This window comes from Chryseobacterium sp. JV274 (assembly GCF_903969135.1).
In the GTDB taxonomy this organism is placed as follows: domain Bacteria; phylum Bacteroidota; class Bacteroidia; order Flavobacteriales; family Weeksellaceae; genus Chryseobacterium.
In genome coordinates, this window is record NZ_LR824569.1 from 1,370,189 (window position 1) to 1,386,132 (window position 15,944).

Annotated in this window: 13 protein-coding genes and 1 pseudogene; 2 read left to right on the plus strand and 12 right to left on the minus strand. The window is 35.4% G+C overall.

Going from position 1 to position 15,944, the window contains the following annotated elements:
- Positions 1–69 precede the first annotated feature (69 nt).
- Positions 70–333: a hypothetical protein gene (locus CHRYMOREF3P_RS06240; RefSeq protein ID WP_228408889.1), complete on the minus strand. Its 264-nt coding sequence runs from the start codon at positions 331–333 to the stop codon at positions 70–72.
- A gap of 198 nt (positions 334–531) precedes the next feature.
- Here CHRYMOREF3P_RS06240 and CHRYMOREF3P_RS06245 point away from each other — a divergent pair, with 198 nt between their 5' ends.
- Both CHRYMOREF3P_RS06245 and CHRYMOREF3P_RS06250 read left to right on the plus strand, forming a co-directional pair.
- A complete protein-coding gene (locus tag CHRYMOREF3P_RS06245) occupies positions 532–918 on the plus strand; it encodes a hypothetical protein (RefSeq protein WP_077418619.1) in 387 nt (128 codons plus the stop codon).
- A gap of 122 nt (positions 919–1,040) precedes the next feature.
- Positions 1,041–1,922 carry a hypothetical protein gene (locus CHRYMOREF3P_RS06250; RefSeq protein WP_077418618.1) on the plus strand — a complete coding sequence of 294 codons (882 nt, stop codon included), beginning with the start codon at positions 1,041–1,043 and terminating at the stop codon, positions 1,920–1,922.
- A gap of 66 nt (positions 1,923–1,988) precedes the next feature.
- Here the strand turns inward: CHRYMOREF3P_RS06250 and CHRYMOREF3P_RS06255 are convergent, their stop codons facing one another.
- The 11 genes and pseudogenes from CHRYMOREF3P_RS06255 to CHRYMOREF3P_RS06305 all read right to left on the minus strand — a co-directional run bounded on the left by CHRYMOREF3P_RS06255 (position 1,989) and on the right by CHRYMOREF3P_RS06305 (position 15,942).
- On the minus strand, positions 1,989–4,613 hold the full coding sequence (locus CHRYMOREF3P_RS06255) for a beta-glucosidase (RefSeq protein WP_232538975.1): 2,625 nt from the start codon (positions 4,611–4,613) through the stop codon (positions 1,989–1,991).
- Between the two features lie 297 nt (positions 4,614–4,910).
- Positions 4,911–6,353: an alpha-L-fucosidase gene (locus CHRYMOREF3P_RS06260; protein ID WP_180564138.1), complete on the minus strand. Its 1,443-nt coding sequence runs from the start codon at positions 6,351–6,353 to the stop codon at positions 4,911–4,913.
- Between the two features lie 50 nt (positions 6,354–6,403).
- A complete protein-coding gene (locus tag CHRYMOREF3P_RS06265; RefSeq protein WP_180564139.1) occupies positions 6,404–7,303 on the minus strand; it encodes a TIGR01777 family oxidoreductase in 900 nt (299 codons plus the stop codon).
- 116 nt (positions 7,304–7,419) lie between these two features.
- Positions 7,420–8,122, minus strand: a pseudogene (locus CHRYMOREF3P_RS24385) (YqjF family protein).
- An 18-nt stretch (positions 8,123–8,140) separates the two neighbouring features.
- The gene (locus CHRYMOREF3P_RS06275) at positions 8,141–8,617 is read right to left on the minus strand and encodes an SRPBCC family protein (RefSeq protein ID WP_180564140.1); all 477 of its coding nucleotides are present in this window, start codon (positions 8,615–8,617) and stop codon (positions 8,141–8,143) included.
- Between the two features lie 20 nt (positions 8,618–8,637).
- A complete protein-coding gene (locus tag CHRYMOREF3P_RS06280; RefSeq protein WP_180564141.1) occupies positions 8,638–9,462 on the minus strand; it encodes a DCC1-like thiol-disulfide oxidoreductase family protein in 825 nt (274 codons plus the stop codon).
- A complete protein-coding gene (locus CHRYMOREF3P_RS06285; protein ID WP_180564142.1) occupies positions 9,459–9,821 on the minus strand; it encodes a hypothetical protein in 363 nt (120 codons plus the stop codon). The genes CHRYMOREF3P_RS06280 and CHRYMOREF3P_RS06285 overlap by 4 nt, the downstream gene beginning before the upstream one ends.
- Before the next feature lie 132 nt (positions 9,822–9,953).
- Positions 9,954–10,364: a hypothetical protein gene (locus CHRYMOREF3P_RS06290; RefSeq protein WP_077418610.1), complete on the minus strand. Its 411-nt coding sequence runs from the start codon at positions 10,362–10,364 to the stop codon at positions 9,954–9,956.
- Between the two features lie 7 nt (positions 10,365–10,371).
- The gene (locus CHRYMOREF3P_RS06295) at positions 10,372–10,716 is read right to left on the minus strand and encodes a hypothetical protein (protein WP_077418609.1); all 345 of its coding nucleotides are present in this window, start codon (positions 10,714–10,716) and stop codon (positions 10,372–10,374) included.
- 78 nt (positions 10,717–10,794) lie between these two features.
- Positions 10,795–11,298 (minus strand): GbsR/MarR family transcriptional regulator, encoded by a 504-nt coding sequence (locus CHRYMOREF3P_RS06300; protein WP_180564143.1) that lies wholly within the window; start codon positions 11,296–11,298, stop codon positions 10,795–10,797.
- Positions 11,299–11,424: 126 nt separating this feature from the next.
- Entirely contained in the window at positions 11,425–15,942 is a 4,518-nt protein-coding gene (locus CHRYMOREF3P_RS06305) for a TonB-dependent receptor plug domain-containing protein (protein WP_180564144.1), read from the minus strand.
- Positions 15,943–15,944 lie beyond the last annotated feature (2 nt).

The following is a 15,944-nucleotide window of genomic DNA, read 5'->3' on the forward strand; positions in this document are numbered from 1 at the left end:
TAAAAACTTCTCAAAATTTAAAATATAAAAAACGGCTTTTTTTATTTTAATAACCGCAAAAATTCTGTATTATTTAGCCTGTCTAAGTAATCGTTTTTCAGTCGCATATCTTTGATTTAAGGCTTTCATCTGATCCCTTTTCATCTGTTTGGTAGCAAGCGGATGATTAAGAATGAGCTTTTTCTCAGTGTTATATTTTTTGGTGAGCTCTTGCATTTTAATATTAACCAATTCCGTTTTTGATGGATGTGGAGGAGCTGGTGGACGTTTCTGGGCAGAAACATTCATTGATAAACCTAATACTAATAGTGTTGAAATTAAAAACTTTTTCATGATGTTCATATTTTTGAATGACTTCAATAAATTTTATAATTTTCATTAAATTCATTCCGGTTCGTTATAAATCTTGCATATATCATACCAATATTTTTTTGGAAAGTAAAACCCACACTGCAAAATTATTGGCTCATTTGAAATAATGGCTGTTAATAACGGCCTATTTTTCATACATTTATCTTTTAATAAGCACCTATGAAAACGTCTGTAAAAAAGGGCAATCTAACCAAAGACAGTATCTGGATGAAAGAACCTGAAGTCCACGATTTTCCTGCAGCACAGGATTATCTGGAACTGCTTTTTGAACCGGATAAAGCCAGAAAAATGGTTGAAAAATTAAAGGCAGCCCCTACCATTACAAAAAAATCGAAAGATATTTTAAGAGCCAGCAAGCTTGCCCTTCTTCCTGAAACCAATATTCATGTAAAAGAAAACCTGAAAAAAGTAGAAAAAAATAAAAAACTTTCGCCCATACTTTTGGTAAGAGGTGAAAATGAACTGATTATTGCAGATGGTTACCACCGCCTTTGCTGCAGCTATTATCTTACCGAAGATCTGGAAGTCCCGTGTAGGCTGGTTTAATATTTCTCAACAGTTATTACATTCTTAAATAGTGATTTATTTAAAAATATATAATTTATTAAGTTTTATTTAATTTTTAGTTATTTTTTTTCTATATTTGATCGAAACCAAATTTCCAACACATGAAAAAATACATTTTGATCCTTTTATTTGGAACCCTTCCCTTAACTGCACAAGTAGGTATTAATACTACAACTCCTAACAGCACACTTGCTGTAAATGGTTCCTTGAGGGCTGGCTATAGTGAAGTCACCGCCACTGCTTATAATATTCTGACTACTGATCATTATATTACTTATAATGGAACAGCCGATGCCACATTTACCCTTCCTGTCATCGGAACCGGAACAACGAGTTTTACGGGGAGAATTTATAAGATCAAAAACATTTCGCCGAATAATATCACACTTCAGGCTTCCAGCGGTAATACCCTAAGAATTGACAACACTCCTGTTGCTTCTTTTGTGATTCCTATCGGTGCCTATGCTGAAGTTGTGAACAACAGCAATACAACTGGCGGAACATGGGATTTGTCTTTTACAGTTCTTCCTAAACCGAGCAATGTGGAAATCTATGGAACGCAAGTTCTCATTCCTCCTCATAGACTTGGAACAGCACCTGTTGCCGACTGGACTAACCATGGTAATCCTGGTTATGATACAGGAACAACCAATGACAGATGGTGGATCATTAGCAAAACATCAGTAGATAATGCTCACACGTCACTCTATTCCAATGCCAGCAGAATGACCTTGGTTTATGAATATCAGGGTACTCCGTTCAACGTTACCAATATGTATCCAATCCTTACAGCAGGAAATAATTCAAGTTTCCCGGATGTATTTACAGCATCTTTTGTAAGCCTTGCCAATAACGGTACTGCCGGAAGAACAAGACTTACTGTATCTGTAGCCCGTATAGATTTCATTGGAAATAACGGATCTAATAACAGTAACTGGACAGGAACATTCTTATTGAACGTTCTACTAGCCCGAAAATACTAGATATCTTCAAAAAATTAAAAAACAAAAAGAGCAGGAATTTCTGCTCTTTTTGTTTTTTAATTTAATCTACAAAACTTCAATATTTTGTTTTAATGGCAGGTTCTTGGATGAATTGCCAACCATAATTCTGTAAGTTCCTTTTTCTACAACCCATTCCATTTTTTCATTCAGAAACTGTAATTGCTTTATGGGAACTTCAATGGTGATAGATTTTGATTCTCCGGGCTTCAATTCTACTTTCTGAAATCCTTTAAGCTCAATCACCGGTCTGGAAACAGTTGCCAATAAGTCTTTTACATAGAGCTGAACAACTTCGCTTCCTGCTTTTGGTCCTGTATTTTTTACATTGACTTTAGCAATTATAGTTTCATTTTCTGAATATTTGGTTTTGTTCAGCTGTAAACCAGAGATTTCAAAGGTGGTATAACTTAAACCAAAGCCAAACGGATACAATGGTTCACCACTCAAGTCATAATAATCATTTCCTCTTCCTGTTGGATGATGATTATACGTCAGAGGCAGCTGACCTTCTTCAACCGGAAAAGTGATGGGCAGTTTCCCGGATGGATTTTCTGCACCAAAAAGAGTTTTTGCCACAGCATTTCCTCCTTCTTCTCCCGGATACCAAACATCTAAAATAGCACCTACTTTATCTTTCCAGGCAGTTGTTTTTATAGCAGATCCGCCTACTAAAACTACTGTTAGCGGTTTTTTCAATTTTGAAATTTCATGAATAAATGATTCCTGATGTCCGGGTAAACTCAGTGAAGAACGGTCCTGAAATTCGCCTTCATGAATGCCGGCAGTAACAATGATATAGTCTGCATTCTGAGCAAGATCTAAAGCTTCTTCATACTCTTTCCGGTACTTATGAAGTCCATAGTTCCAGATCAGCTCAAGGTTTGCTTCTCCCCGATTTTCATGAAACTCAATGGTAATGTCATATTTTTCACCTTTTACTAAATCTAGATCAACCATTTTGGTGGAATAGCTTAGTTTTTCCCATTGGTCAATGATTAATATTCCATCAAGGTATAATCTGAAGCCGTCATTTCCGCGCAATCCTAACTGATACTTTCCTGAATCCGGTGCTTCCAGTTTTCCTGTCCAGCGGATGCTGTAATGATCAGGTTGAAGTTTTTGAGGATCGGGTGAGTATAAAGTCCATTTAAAATTGAGCTGTTTATCCTGTTTTTCAAAAGCCGGATTTCCTTTTAAATTGGTATCAGAGAAATAGGTACCTTTTAATCCTTTTTTGTTTTCGGAGGATAAATATTCATTGGAAATTGTAGTAAAATCCTTTACATTCCAATCAATCCCTTTTGAATAAACGACTTCAATATTTTTATCTCTGGTATAATTTTTAATTCCGTCAACAATATTAATCTTTTTGTTTCCAGGCCCTGAATAACCGCCTAATCTGGCATCAACAGCATCTGTTCCTACCACCAGAATTCTTTTTACATTTTCGGGAACAGGAAGGGTCTGATTATTATTCTGGAGCAAAACGAAAGACTCTGCAGCCGTTTTTTCTGCCAGCGGTTTATGATTCAGTTTTTTTAATTCTTCAATTTCTTTGACTGAAACATAAGGGTTTTCGAATAATCCAAGCTCAAATTTAGCTCTCAATACTCTTGCAACAGCATCATCAATTCTTTCTTTTGATATTCTTCCATCCAAAAACGGAGGAATAAAAAGCTCATAATGTTTATATTCTGTCTGAAAAATCACATCCAGCCCTGCATTGATGGCCTGTGCGGAAGCATCATCATAATCTTTTGCTGTAAAATGCAAGACATTTGCGCCTCCTACCGCACTTGCATCACTGATGACGAAGCCCTTGAAATTCCAGTCTTTTTTTAACTTTTCTGTTAACAGCCAATGATTAGCGGTTGAAGGTCTTCCATCAAGAAGATTATAAGAGGTCATTACTGAACGGCTTTTTCCTTTTGTAAAAGCATTGTGAAAAGGTATTAAATGTGTTTCCTCAAGGTATCTTTTGCTCCAATGAATCGGATATGAATCTCTTCCACCTTCTCCTACATTGGCAAGAAAATGCTTCGGAGTAGTAATGATTCCCATATTTTCAAATGAACTGACAAAACTAACTCCCATTACTGAGGTCAGAAAGGGATCTTCACCGTAAGTTTCCTCTGTTCTGCCCCATCTCACGTCACCTGCCAGATTTACTACAGGGGTCAGAATCTGACGGATTCCTCTCAATTTGGATTCTTTTGCAATCGCTGTTGAAACCTTGTTCATCAACTCCGGGTTGAAAGTGGCTGCCAAACCGATGGCCTGAGGAAAAGCGGTAGCTCCTTCTCTTACCAATCCGTGTAATGCTTCGTCAAAGGGAATAATCGGGATTCCTAATCTTGATTCTTCTACAAAATACTTCTGAATAGCATTGATTTTTTTCACCAATCTTTCGGCATCTTCATTGGCGTTATATTTCAACAACTGCCCTGCAGCGCCGCCTCCCTGATTTCCAGCACTTACCTGCAATCCAAAAATCCCATGAGAATATTGTCCCTTTGGGACGTTATCCAAATCTCCGGGAATCATAAAACACTGCCAGAATTTTTCTTCAGGGGTCATTCTCTTCAGCAGATCCTGAACTCTGGTTTCAATGGATTGTTTTGGGTCTTTATATAAGGGTTTTTGAGCAGAGATAAATACTGAACTCAGCAAGAAAATTCCTATAATTTTAAATCGAAGTTTAAAACACATCTCAAGAATAATTTAGTTTAAAATTTGTTCTTTTACCTTGAAGCAAAAGAACCAAAAGTTCAAGACTTGGAACTCTCCGCTAAAAATAGAATCTGCTCTCTAAAAATTCTAAAACTCGTGTGAATTTAATGTTAGTTTTCCTGTTCAACAGTTGTCTCGCACTCAAACACTAGAATTTTCTTAACGTTCACAGACTATATTTTCTTAATGCTTCGATTTCCTATGTCACTTTAATATAAAAATAAGTCACCAATTCAACTATTGCGTTATTTGAATTACAGTTGAATATTTTAACTTATTTCTTTCTTTAGGTAAATTAATTTCAATTGAATTTCCTAATTTTTTCCATTGAATTTTGTTTGACAATCCTAAAACTTTCAAAGATTTTGGTTTAAAATTATCAGGAATTGTAAAACTTAATGTTGATGGAGCCTTATATTCTGATTTTTCATCAAGATGGAAAACATTTACCGTATGATGGTCTTTGCTTTGGGTATAATAATAATCTCCTTCGTGATAGGGAGCAATGCTTCTTGTAGCAAAAACAGCAGACTGATTTTTGTTCATCCAGCCGGAAATCTGCTGTAATCTTTCATACACTATGGGGTCATAATCACCATTAGGTCCGGGAGCGATATTCATCAGGTAATTTCCTCCTCTGGAAATGATTTTCACCAAGGTTTCAATAATCTTTTGGGAGGTTTTATAGTTGTCATTGGGAACATAGGAAAAGGAATCTCCCATGGTGATACAGCTTTCCCAAGGGATGGGAAGAGCATGTTCCGGAACCGCCTGCTCTGGTGTAACATAATTTTCCCATTTTCCGGGAACGGTACGGTCTACAATAATAATTCCCGGCTGATTTTTCCTGGCCATTGTTCCTATTTTATCCATATCAATATCCTGCTCTACTTTGATCGTGCGCTGCCATTCAACTTTCGGATCAATGGTATGAAAAGGACGTACCCAGCCTCCATCCAGCCAGAGTATATCAATTTTACCATAATCGGATGTGATTTCGTTCAGCTGATTGAAGGTGAATTTTTTAAAACTCTCCCATCTTTCCGGATATTTTTTAGGGTCATAATTTACATTTCTGTCTTTCGGCGGAAAGTAAGGCCACCAGTAATCATCGGAATGCCAGTCAGGCTTTGAAAAGTATGCTCCAATTTTGAATCCCTCTTTTCTGAAGGTATTGAAGATTTCTTTCGTCACATCTGATTTTGGATTTTTTGAAAAAGGAGTTTTAGGAGAAGTGATTTTATAATCTGACTGCTGGGTGTCAAACATCGCAAAACCATCATGATGCTTCGTGGTAAAAACCACATATTTCATTCCAGCTTTTTTTACTGCATCCGCCCATTTTTGAGGATTAAACTGAGTGGGATTAAAAGTTGTCTGAAGGTTTTCATAATTCTTTACATATTCGTCATAAGATTTCCCATGCTCAGGTTTTCTCTGCGTCCAAGATTCGTCTTCAGGGCATAAGCCCCAGCTTTCAACAATTCCCCACTGGCTGTAGGTTCCCCAATGCATAAACAGTCCGAATTTCATATCCTGCCACTGGTCCAGATTCTGAACAACAAGAGGGTCTGTGGGTTTCTGATATCCGTCAGACACATTATGAGCCTGTGAAAATACTACTGAACTTATTAAAAAAGATGAAAGGAAAAAAGGTTTTAATTTGGGTATAACCAACATATGGAATAGTTTTCCGCTAATTTAATTATCCTTTGGGAGATCCGCAAACATTAGGATTCCAAGAGATTAAGAATAGCTTCATCAAATCCGGAAAATGAAAACTGAAATCCATTTTTTATCAATCTTTCTGGGTACACATTACGGCTTTTTAAGAGTAATTCGGTTTCTGTATTCAGGAATACAGATGCAATTTCCAGCTGCCAGACAGGAGCATTGAGTCCAAAAGGAACATTCAGTTTTTTTCTCAATTTTTTCATCATATTTTCATTGGAAACCGGTGCAGGGGCGGTTATATTGATCGTTCCTGACATATCCTCATGCTGAATAATCCAGTCTACCGCTTTACAAAAATCATCAATATGAATCCAGCTTACCATTTGATTACCTCTTCCCTGTTTTCCTCCTAAACCCATCCTGGTAATCATTTTCAGCTTTGGAAATGCTCCGCCATTATTGCCCAGAACGATTGATGTGCGAAGAACAGCTTTTCGTATTCCTTCATTTTTGACTGCAAAGAATTCTTTCTCCCAGCATTTGCAGATATTCATTGAAAAGTCATCTCCTATAATTCCGTTTTCTTCTGTATTGAGATGTTTTTCAGAATGAACGTAAATGGTAGCAGAACTGGCATTCAGCCACACTTTGGGTTTTTCAGAACATTGATCTACTACTCTTTGCAATATTCTTGTACTATCAATTCTTGAAGAATAGATTTCCTGTTTATTTTTCTCATGATAACGACAGTCTACAGATTTTCCCGTAAGATTGATCAGAACATCTGCTTTTTCCAAAGTGTTTTTCCATTCACCCAATGTTCTGGCATCCCAGTAAATTTCGTTTTTACGTCGAGGATTACGGGTCAGGATATAGACTTGGTTTCCTTTTTCCGTAAAGTATTTCTCCAGATTTTCACCAAGAAATCCGGTGCCTCCGGCTATGATTATTTTCATTGTTTTAAAATTTTAAGTTCAAAATACAAAGTTTTGGGTTCAATGTTTAAGGTTTTAACCACAAATTGCACAAACTAACACAGATGTTTATGGATAAGGGGTATTCTTGTTCTTTTTTAGCTGATGTATTTCTTTGTTCTCACCTGAATTTCTGAGCCTTCAGCCAACATTACGGAAAGAGGTTCCTGATGATTCAGACCTTCAAAGTCATTTCCATATATTTTTTGAAAATCAATATCCAGATGATGGTCTTTTATGGTGTAACAATCCCATTTTGGGTGGCATACTTCATATTCGGAAGTTACATTTTCCTTTTTTGTAAAGCCAAAATAATGTTCTGTGATAAATTCAAACTCTGAGTTTTCTTCCATAGGTTTTGCTGTATTTTCAGCCATAACTTCAATAGAATGCCAGCTTTTATCTTTCCATGAATACCGGATCAGCAGTTCGTCCCCACTTTCATGAATCTGGTTTTTCATTGGCATTGTGTGATAATTTTCTTTGTACAAAGTATTGGCGACAAAGCTCAATGCAGGTTTGGGAACAATTTCTTTGATAAATACCACACCTCTTTTCCAGACTCCTTTCTTTTTTCTTTACATAAAATCTTAGGTTCACTTCCTCAAAATTCCGGTGAAAAGGAATGGGTAATCCCAGCAGTTTTGTATTTAAAAACATGAATCCTACTAAGCTTACATAACATCTACCTTTATAAAAATCGAGTTCTGTACCTTTAGGTAAATAAGGCAATAAGATTTCAGGATCTATTTCGTAATTGATGATGGCCAGCTTCCGCCATTCTGCTTTTAAAAAATTCATAATACTGTGTTCTTTAGGTTAAAAAATGGCTATTCCGTCATGGGTGGAAGATTCTGCAATAGTTTTGATCATCTCATTTCTTTTGAGCAGAAAATCCTTGAGATATCCTGTAAGAAAAATGGCATTAAACAATTTTCCTACAATCCCGAGTGGAGATTCAAATTCAAAAATATCGGTCATTAATGTTTTTCCGTTTACAGATTTAAAGGTATGTCTGTGTCGCATAGATTTGAAGGTGCCTTTCTGCATAACATCAATGAACTGAACCGGTTTCTCCATACTGACAATTTTTGTGGTAAGGGTCTGATAAATTCCCAGATGTTTTGCCCGCCAGGTTACGGTTTCGTTTTCTTCAATCAATCCTGAAGTACGTCCTGCAATTGCTTTTTCATGAGATACTGAGGTTGACTGCTGGTGCAGATCAATGTTTCTTGCCAGATCAAAAACATAGTGAATATCTGCATTGATTACGGTGTTTAAATAGATGGTTGACATTTTCAGAGGTGTTAAGTTTGTTAAATTTTAAATTCAATGGTTGTCAGAATGATAACGACCAACGCAGTGATTCTGAATACTATCCAGGAAATGGTAGGGAGAAAGTTTAGTTTTAGTATTCTGCATCTTCTTATATGTTCCAGAAGCATGATCAATACTACAATTCCAAAGTATATCAGATAAAAAACAGGGGTGAAATCGATCATCAGCGCAGGAATTAAAAGTAAGGTTCCAATTAAAGAAACAGTCATCATATTTCCGAGATAATCCCAGATTTTATCTTTGAGATAAGTTTTTAAAAAGAGGATCTGCCAAACGAGCTGACCAAGGCAAACTGTAAATTCTCTCAGGAAATTTCGTTCTAAATCAAAATTCAGCTTTACGGAAAATTCACTTAGGATATATGCTGAAAAAATAACAACAAAACTGATGTAGGCCATTCTGTATTTCAGGTTAAAATCCGGGATACATGATTGTTCTGTACCGTCATTTTGGGAAGGGATAATCTGTTTTCTATTGTAAGAAATGAAGGAATACAGCTTTTGAAAAAACCAATACAGAGGTTGTATTCGAGCAATTTTTTCCAACAATGGCAAAGAGTTTCCAATGATGAGAAGCAGACTGTCCAGCCCGTAAACGACTTCATTTTTGTCGTGATCTACCAGAGCAATTTCATTTTTCGCACGATTGAAATCGATTAGGTTTTTATTTCTAACAGAAAGTTCTGTAAATGCTTCTCTTCCATCTTCATCCAGCATTCCACATTTTGTGAAACCTTTGGAATAGAGATTACACATCGGGCATTGATTGTCGTAGATTAATGTGTGGTTTTTGAGCGTTTTCATAATTGTGATTTATAAGGTTCATAAGTATTATAGCAATCATAAACATATGCTGCTGCCATCACGGGACTGTATAAAAGAGCAGCCATTAAAACATATCCAAAAAAATCATTGATATGTTTTTCTGTAAACAAAATCAGTACAATAATCCAAACCGGCAGTATTACAATCCCATACGCGATATACAATGCTGATTTTTTTGTTCTAAGAAATAGTTTGACCAGAAAGCTTATCAATTGAGGGATTCCTACTATAAAATAAAACAGAACAAATCCCGACAAACCACCAAATATAAAAGCCTGAGGCCCTATTATTATAAAAAACAGATGAATGTAATAATCATATTTTGCAAATGTTTTCATGGCAATGACTGTTTAAAGTGATCCTTTTCTTCTGAAATAAATAATCAGAAATAAGTGAACGATTAAATTTTTCATACTTATTGTTAATTTTATATTTTCAGTAATTTTTGAAATATAATTCCAAATAAAAAATTAATTTCTTTCAAGATCAGCATTTCTTTCACTTACTACTTTTTCTTTGTTCAATGCGTGCTTACGTCCTTTCAGGAATAACAATAGATTCAAAAGCATCATTATTCCTAAATAAATTGAAAATCCTCCTATTTTTTTGCTCAGCGCAACGACCAGCCTTTCTATGGTTTCAATTTGAAAAAATTCAATGATGCATAGAGCAAAACCTATATTTAAAAGGTAAAACCCAATTTTAAATAATGAATTTGTTGCCATTGCAATGTCTTTTTTCTGGTGAAAAATATCAATCATGAATGTTTTTGAATTTTTAAACAAAAATTGGGATACCAATACTGTAAGGGTAATTACAATAGGTAAATAGATCATGTACGCAGAAAAATTATACGTTGTGGTTAAAACTGTAGTTGTCATAATAGTATTATTTTAATGTTAATTTATTTCTCAGGAAGTAAAGGATAAAAATGTTCATATAATGCAGCATAGAAAGGATTAAAATGATACTTCCAACTCTCGTAGCAGTAATGGTTATCATTTCTTCGAGACTGCTTATTTTGTTCCATATTGTAAGGTTTATTGCGATAAAACCAAGATTCACGAGATAATAACAGCCAAGAAGTATCCTGTTAATTGTCAGGCAAAGACCTTCATCATGAAGTAAGTATTTCAAATAGGCTTTTCCTTCATGGTAACATCTTCTTCCTACATCAATTGTGACATAAGAACTGATACTTAAGAAAATTATATAAGAAACAATATTAAACATTTTATAAATTTTATATTTTCAGTAATTTTTGAAAATTAAATTGAAATAAAAAAGGATTTTAACCCTTTTTCAATTTTTCTATTTCAACAGATTGGTAATCTTTCCTACCAGCCAGTGATCATCGCTTTTTATCGCCAGATCCATAATATTATTTATTTTTCCGGTTACAGAACTGAAATCATTCATCAGTTTGATAAATTCCTGAGCTTCTTCTGAGTCTTTATCTTCAATATTTTTTAATTCTTCAAGAAAAGAAATTACAGGCTCAATTTCTCTTTTTCTGCGTTCTTTGGTAATCTGTTTGAAAAGGTACCACACATCTTTTTCTGCCACGAAATATTCTTTACGGTCTCCTTTCACAAATTCTTTTTTCACAATTCCCCAGTCTATCAGGGCGCGAAGATTCATATTGGCATTTCCTCTTGAAATTTCCAGCTGTTCCATTACCTCATCAGTAGAAAGGGATCTGCCGCTAGCCAAAAGCAATGCATGTACCTGTGCCATCGTACGGTTGATTCCCCAATTGGTGGCAAAGGTTCCCCAGGTCTGAATGTATTTTTCTTTTGCTTCTGAAAGTTGCATTTTATTTTCCTTTTAGATTTCTGAAACAAATGTAATTATATTTTTTGAATTTTCAATAATTTTTGAAAATTAATTTTTAAAATAAAACAGACCTTCTTATGGAGGTCTGTTTTAATTTATAAAAAATTAAGGTTCAATATTCGCTGTTATCCCCTGATTCCAATGCTTTGCTTCCGGCATATAATAGAGATACACATTGCTTGATTTACCAGTATAAATTCCTGCAAATTCCACTTTGAGATCCAGATTGATGGTTTTTGTTTCCTCTGCATTGAAATGTTCCCAGTAAAGTACCAGATAATTGTCAAAGATTTCATAGTAAGAAATCTGTTTTTTATCAATAAGATCTTTCAGCAAGGCATTTTGTAGGGTCAGGCCTGCAGGAATACCGATCTTCGCTATAGTCATTGGCAGCTGGCCGTTGATTTTATTTTTAACGGTAACCGTCATTCTGTTAGTCTCGCCTACTTTGGATACCGCAGATTTTAGTTTTGTTTCCATTATAACAGGAATATCTTTACTTTCCGGGGCCTGAAGAGTATAATACTGATATTCTAATTGATAAGGCAGTCCATTTTTGGTTGGATAATGAATACTGATCTTATTTTCTCCGGCTTTATATGCTGATGAAAGACTGATATTAGGATAAGTGATTGCTTTATTGATGGTGATAACCGGTCTTTCAGCTCCATATAACTGTCCATTTTTAGAGAAAAACTCGGACAAAGCCTGTATGGCCAGCGTTGTTGCCTGGGTAGAACCGAACCCGAAATATCCATTGAAATTAATAAGCTGATCAGCAGCTTCTGCAATCTTTAACTGATTCAGTTTTTCATCTTTCTGAAGTGCCATGATATATAATGAAAGGATTTCCGCATCGGCAGACAGTCCCCATGAACCTGTAAAAGTGATTTTAGATTTTATATTTTTCGTTTCATACTGCTGGTCCAGAAGCTTTATCAGATGATCATACTCCTGTTGTTTTCCCAGATGAGCGGCAGCATTGGCAAGCAAAGCAAGCTGATAAGAATCTTTTGTGACTAAAGCTCTTTTGATCATTATAGCAAAGGTGTCTTCTATTTCATTTTTAAAACCCAGTTTGGATAAAGCATATACCACATACATATTTCTTGACCAGGAATATTCGGAGAAATCTTTTCTTAATTCATAGGGTTTTCTTACTTCAAATAATCCGTTTGCATTCTTTTGGGATAAAATAAATGAGGAAAGTCCCTGAATAAGCATGGCATCCGGGTTTACATATTTTTTTAAATCCGTAAATTCCAGTAACGCAAATGCAGAAAGTGCCACATCTGATTCTCCGCTGCTGAAATATCCGAAACCTCCGTCTCTGTTTTTATAACTCAGCATTTTCTGAAACCCTTTTTTCAGGTTTTTAATCACCATATTCTCCGTTGCAGTATCTATTTTTTTCTCTGATTTTAAATAATCCAGAATAAAAATGTTTGGGTAGACTGTTGAGGAAAGCTGTTCAAAGCAGCCATGAGGCTCTCTCTTCAGTTGTTCAATATCTGCAAACATCTGTAAAGCAGCGTTTTCAAATACATAATATGAGGAATACAGACTTCCGTTGATATACTCCGAAATATTGATTCTGATATCTTCCGTTTTGTTATTGATGATAGAAAACTTATGTGGGAATCCTTTCTCTTCTACTTTAAACGGAAGAATCATCGTTTCCCTGAAGTCTCCGGATCTTAGGGTAAACTGAATATTGGAATCCACGATTTCATCGGTCTGTATTTTGACAAATAATCTTCCTGATTCCAATGGTTTCAGGGTAATTAAACTGTCAGAGCCGATTAGTTTTACATGATTGGGAACAATAACATCCATAGTTATTTTCCTTAGTTCCGAAGAATTATTTTTAATCACAACAGGAATCGTCATCTGATCTGTTCTTGTCAGATATTGTGGAATTTTAGCATCTATTGAGATAAGGCTCTGTGCAGCATACGTAGTTTCATCATTTCCTACAAGTCCTGATGCTGCAATACCTTCTGTCATAATTCTAAAAGTGGAGTTGGCATCCGAATTATAAAATTCCACTTTTGCTTTCCCATTTTTATCGGTTTCTACCACCGGATTCCAATAAAGCGCTTCTCTGTAATCGAAACGGTAGGATGTATTGGTGGTTTTATATTCCGGATAAGCAAATTCTCTTGATCCTGCGTATGATATAAGTCTTCCTTGTGGTAGCGTTTCAACAGCAATATAAGATTTCGGGGTAATATCAAAATTGATCTTTGAACTGCTGTTTTTGTATGAATTTACAATCACTACTCCATTCACTGCCCTGCTTCCATAAATAGCTGTAGCGGCTGCATCTTTGAGGACGGTGATACTATTGATATCATTCGGATTTATGGTAGTATTGAAGTTTTCAACAGGAGTACCGTCTACAATGAACAATGGGTTCTTATTGGTAATGGATGCTTCTCCCCGTATTCTTATCTGTGAACTGGCTCCGGACTGTCCCGCTGGTGTAATTATTAACCCGGCGACTTTTCCGCTAAGTAATGACGTTACATTGGGATTCTGAATTTCCATCGAAGACATTATTGTTGTAGAAGTAACCGCGGCTTTATCTCTTCTCAAACTGTATCCTAAAACCACAACTTCTTCAATCCTTTTATTCTGAATAGTATCAGTTTTTGACCGACCGGGTTTGCTCAATGTTTGGGTATTATTTTTGTTTTCTGTCTTTATTACTTCTTTTCTTTCAGCTTCTTTTACGATTTCTTCTACATCAATATTAGAAAGCTTCTGTTCCACTAAAGGGTTAATATCCAGATTATAAGACAATATTCTGATTTTCAACTGATGTTTAGGCTGAGAAGATCTGGCTATCATTTTATATGAATTGTCTGCGTTCAGGTCTGAAAAATAAAAACGTCCATTTTCTGCAGCGGCTTGTTTAAGAATTTTTTTATTATCCGTATTCAAAAGGAAAACATCTGCTTTCACCGGTTTTTTGTTTTCGTCTTCCACCACTCCATAAATTGTGTTTTTCTTTTCAGGAAGGTATTTGTATTTATTGGTTTTTAAAACTTCCGGGATGAGGTCGAAATATCTGTAACCGTTTGTGAGCATCACAAGATCTAAGCTTTTATCCGCTTTTTCTTCTTTTTTATCGAAATAAAACTGTGGCTTTTCAATTTTCCCTTTCAACTCAGAGTCCATCAGAAGCCAGGAAATGATATGATTCTGCTTGTCATCAGCGTATGTCCATAATTTATCATCCACTACGCTCAATCCAAGGTTGGCAGGAATAGGTCTGTTATTTTCATCAGTAGTTTCGATATCCAGAATTACTTTTTCCCGTGGCAGGTAATGTTGTTTTACAGGCTTAATTTTTATATTTAATCGATTCTCTTTATTGGTAAAAACAATACGTTCTGCAAGAGGGATATTATTCTCAAGAACGGTAAATCGGCAGATTCCTATCGGGAAGTCTTTTTCATCAATTTCAAATGAATTGCTGCCTTTTTTTAAAAGAATATCTTTAGTATACAATTCTTTTCCGCGGAAATTTCCCTTCAGGGTAATCTGTTTTTCCTGAGTTGAAATGATGGTGAAAATTATTTTTCTGTTTTCATTCTGAATATTTAAAACCAAACCTTCATCTTTTGCCGCCGGGAAATTGAAAGTTTGGTTTATATTTTCCGGCTTACTAACTTTTGCATAATAGGATTCTTCCTTTTTAGGAGTAAAACGAAAGCTTCCCATCCCGAAATTGTAGGCTGAAATTTCTTTTACCTTTTCATGATTCTGATTGTAAACAGCCAGGACAGCATCTACAGGTTTTTCAAATTCATCAAGAATTTTAAAGGCTATATTTTGTTCTATTCCATTGATAAAAGTCCCTCCTTCAGGTAAAAACTTTACATCAAGATTATTCAGAACAACCGGAATATTTCTGGAAATAGATTCTGTAAATCCATCAAAATTCACTTTAATATTCAACAGTGCATCAGATGATTTCAGAACTTCAGGGAGCTTGAAAATCAATTGATTTTTACCTTCTTTATTGGTGATGAGTTTCCCTTCTGAGACAGTTTCCCCGTTGGTCATTACCGTATAATCCGCTTCATAAAAGGGAATCGGAAGGTTGCTCAGACTTCTCATTGAAAAGTCGGCTGTTACCTCATCTCCCGGGCCATATCCTTTTTTAGGAAAATCCAGCTTCATTAATATTCTTGGGGAAACTATTTTCTGGAGGGTAATTTCTTTCTCGAAGGTATTTTTTCCTTCTTCATTCTGCATCCAGTTGGTAAAGGCTCTGATCTTATAAATTCCGCCTTTCATGTCTTCATCAAAATAGAAATACCCCTGGGCATATCCATTGGTAATTTCATATTTCATTTTTTTCAAAACGCTTCCTGCGGGATCAATAATTTCAAAATTAACAATTCTACTGTCTTCCACCGGAAGATTGTTTTTTCCTTTTACAACGTATATTTTAAAATACATTCCCTCACCAGGTTTATAAAAAACATGGTTGGTCTGAATGTACGTTTTTTCCTTTTCAAAGTCCTGAAATGAATGCTGTGCTTTCAAAGAAAAGGTTGAAAAGAATAAGCTCAGCAAGATGATATAGGGTGATATAAACTTGAAATTCATGG

Excerpts from the sequence above, each read along its gene's own strand:
- CHRYMOREF3P_RS06240 (WP_228408889.1), bottom strand. The coding sequence starts at position 333 with ATGAAAAAGTTTTTAATTTCAACACTATTAGTATTAGGTTTATCAATG.
- CHRYMOREF3P_RS06245 (WP_077418619.1), top strand. The coding sequence starts at position 532 with ATGAAAACGTCTGTAAAAAAGGGCAATCTAACCAAAGACAGTATCTGG.
- CHRYMOREF3P_RS06250 (WP_077418618.1), top strand. The coding sequence starts at position 1,041 with ATGAAAAAATACATTTTGATCCTTTTATTTGGAACCCTTCCCTTAACT.
- CHRYMOREF3P_RS06260 (WP_180564138.1), bottom strand. The coding sequence starts at position 6,353 with ATGTTGGTTATACCCAAATTAAAACCTTTTTTCCTTTCATCTTTTTTA.
- CHRYMOREF3P_RS06265 (WP_180564139.1), bottom strand. The coding sequence starts at position 7,303 with ATGAAAATAATCATAGCCGGAGGCACCGGATTTCTTGGTGAAAATCTG.
- CHRYMOREF3P_RS06275 (WP_180564140.1), bottom strand. The coding sequence starts at position 8,617 with ATGTCAACCATCTATTTAAACACCGTAATCAATGCAGATATTCACTAT.
- CHRYMOREF3P_RS06280 (WP_180564141.1), bottom strand. The coding sequence starts at position 9,462 with ATGAAAACGCTCAAAAACCACACATTAATCTACGACAATCAATGCCCG.
- CHRYMOREF3P_RS06285 (WP_180564142.1), bottom strand. The coding sequence starts at position 9,821 with ATGAAAACATTTGCAAAATATGATTATTACATTCATCTGTTTTTTATA.
- CHRYMOREF3P_RS06290 (WP_077418610.1), bottom strand. The coding sequence starts at position 10,364 with ATGACAACTACAGTTTTAACCACAACGTATAATTTTTCTGCGTACATG.
- CHRYMOREF3P_RS06295 (WP_077418609.1), bottom strand. The coding sequence starts at position 10,716 with ATGTTTAATATTGTTTCTTATATAATTTTCTTAAGTATCAGTTCTTAT.
- CHRYMOREF3P_RS06300 (WP_180564143.1), bottom strand. The coding sequence starts at position 11,298 with ATGCAACTTTCAGAAGCAAAAGAAAAATACATTCAGACCTGGGGAACC.
- CHRYMOREF3P_RS06305 (WP_180564144.1), bottom strand. The coding sequence starts at position 15,942 with ATGAATTTCAAGTTTATATCACCCTATATCATCTTGCTGAGCTTATTC.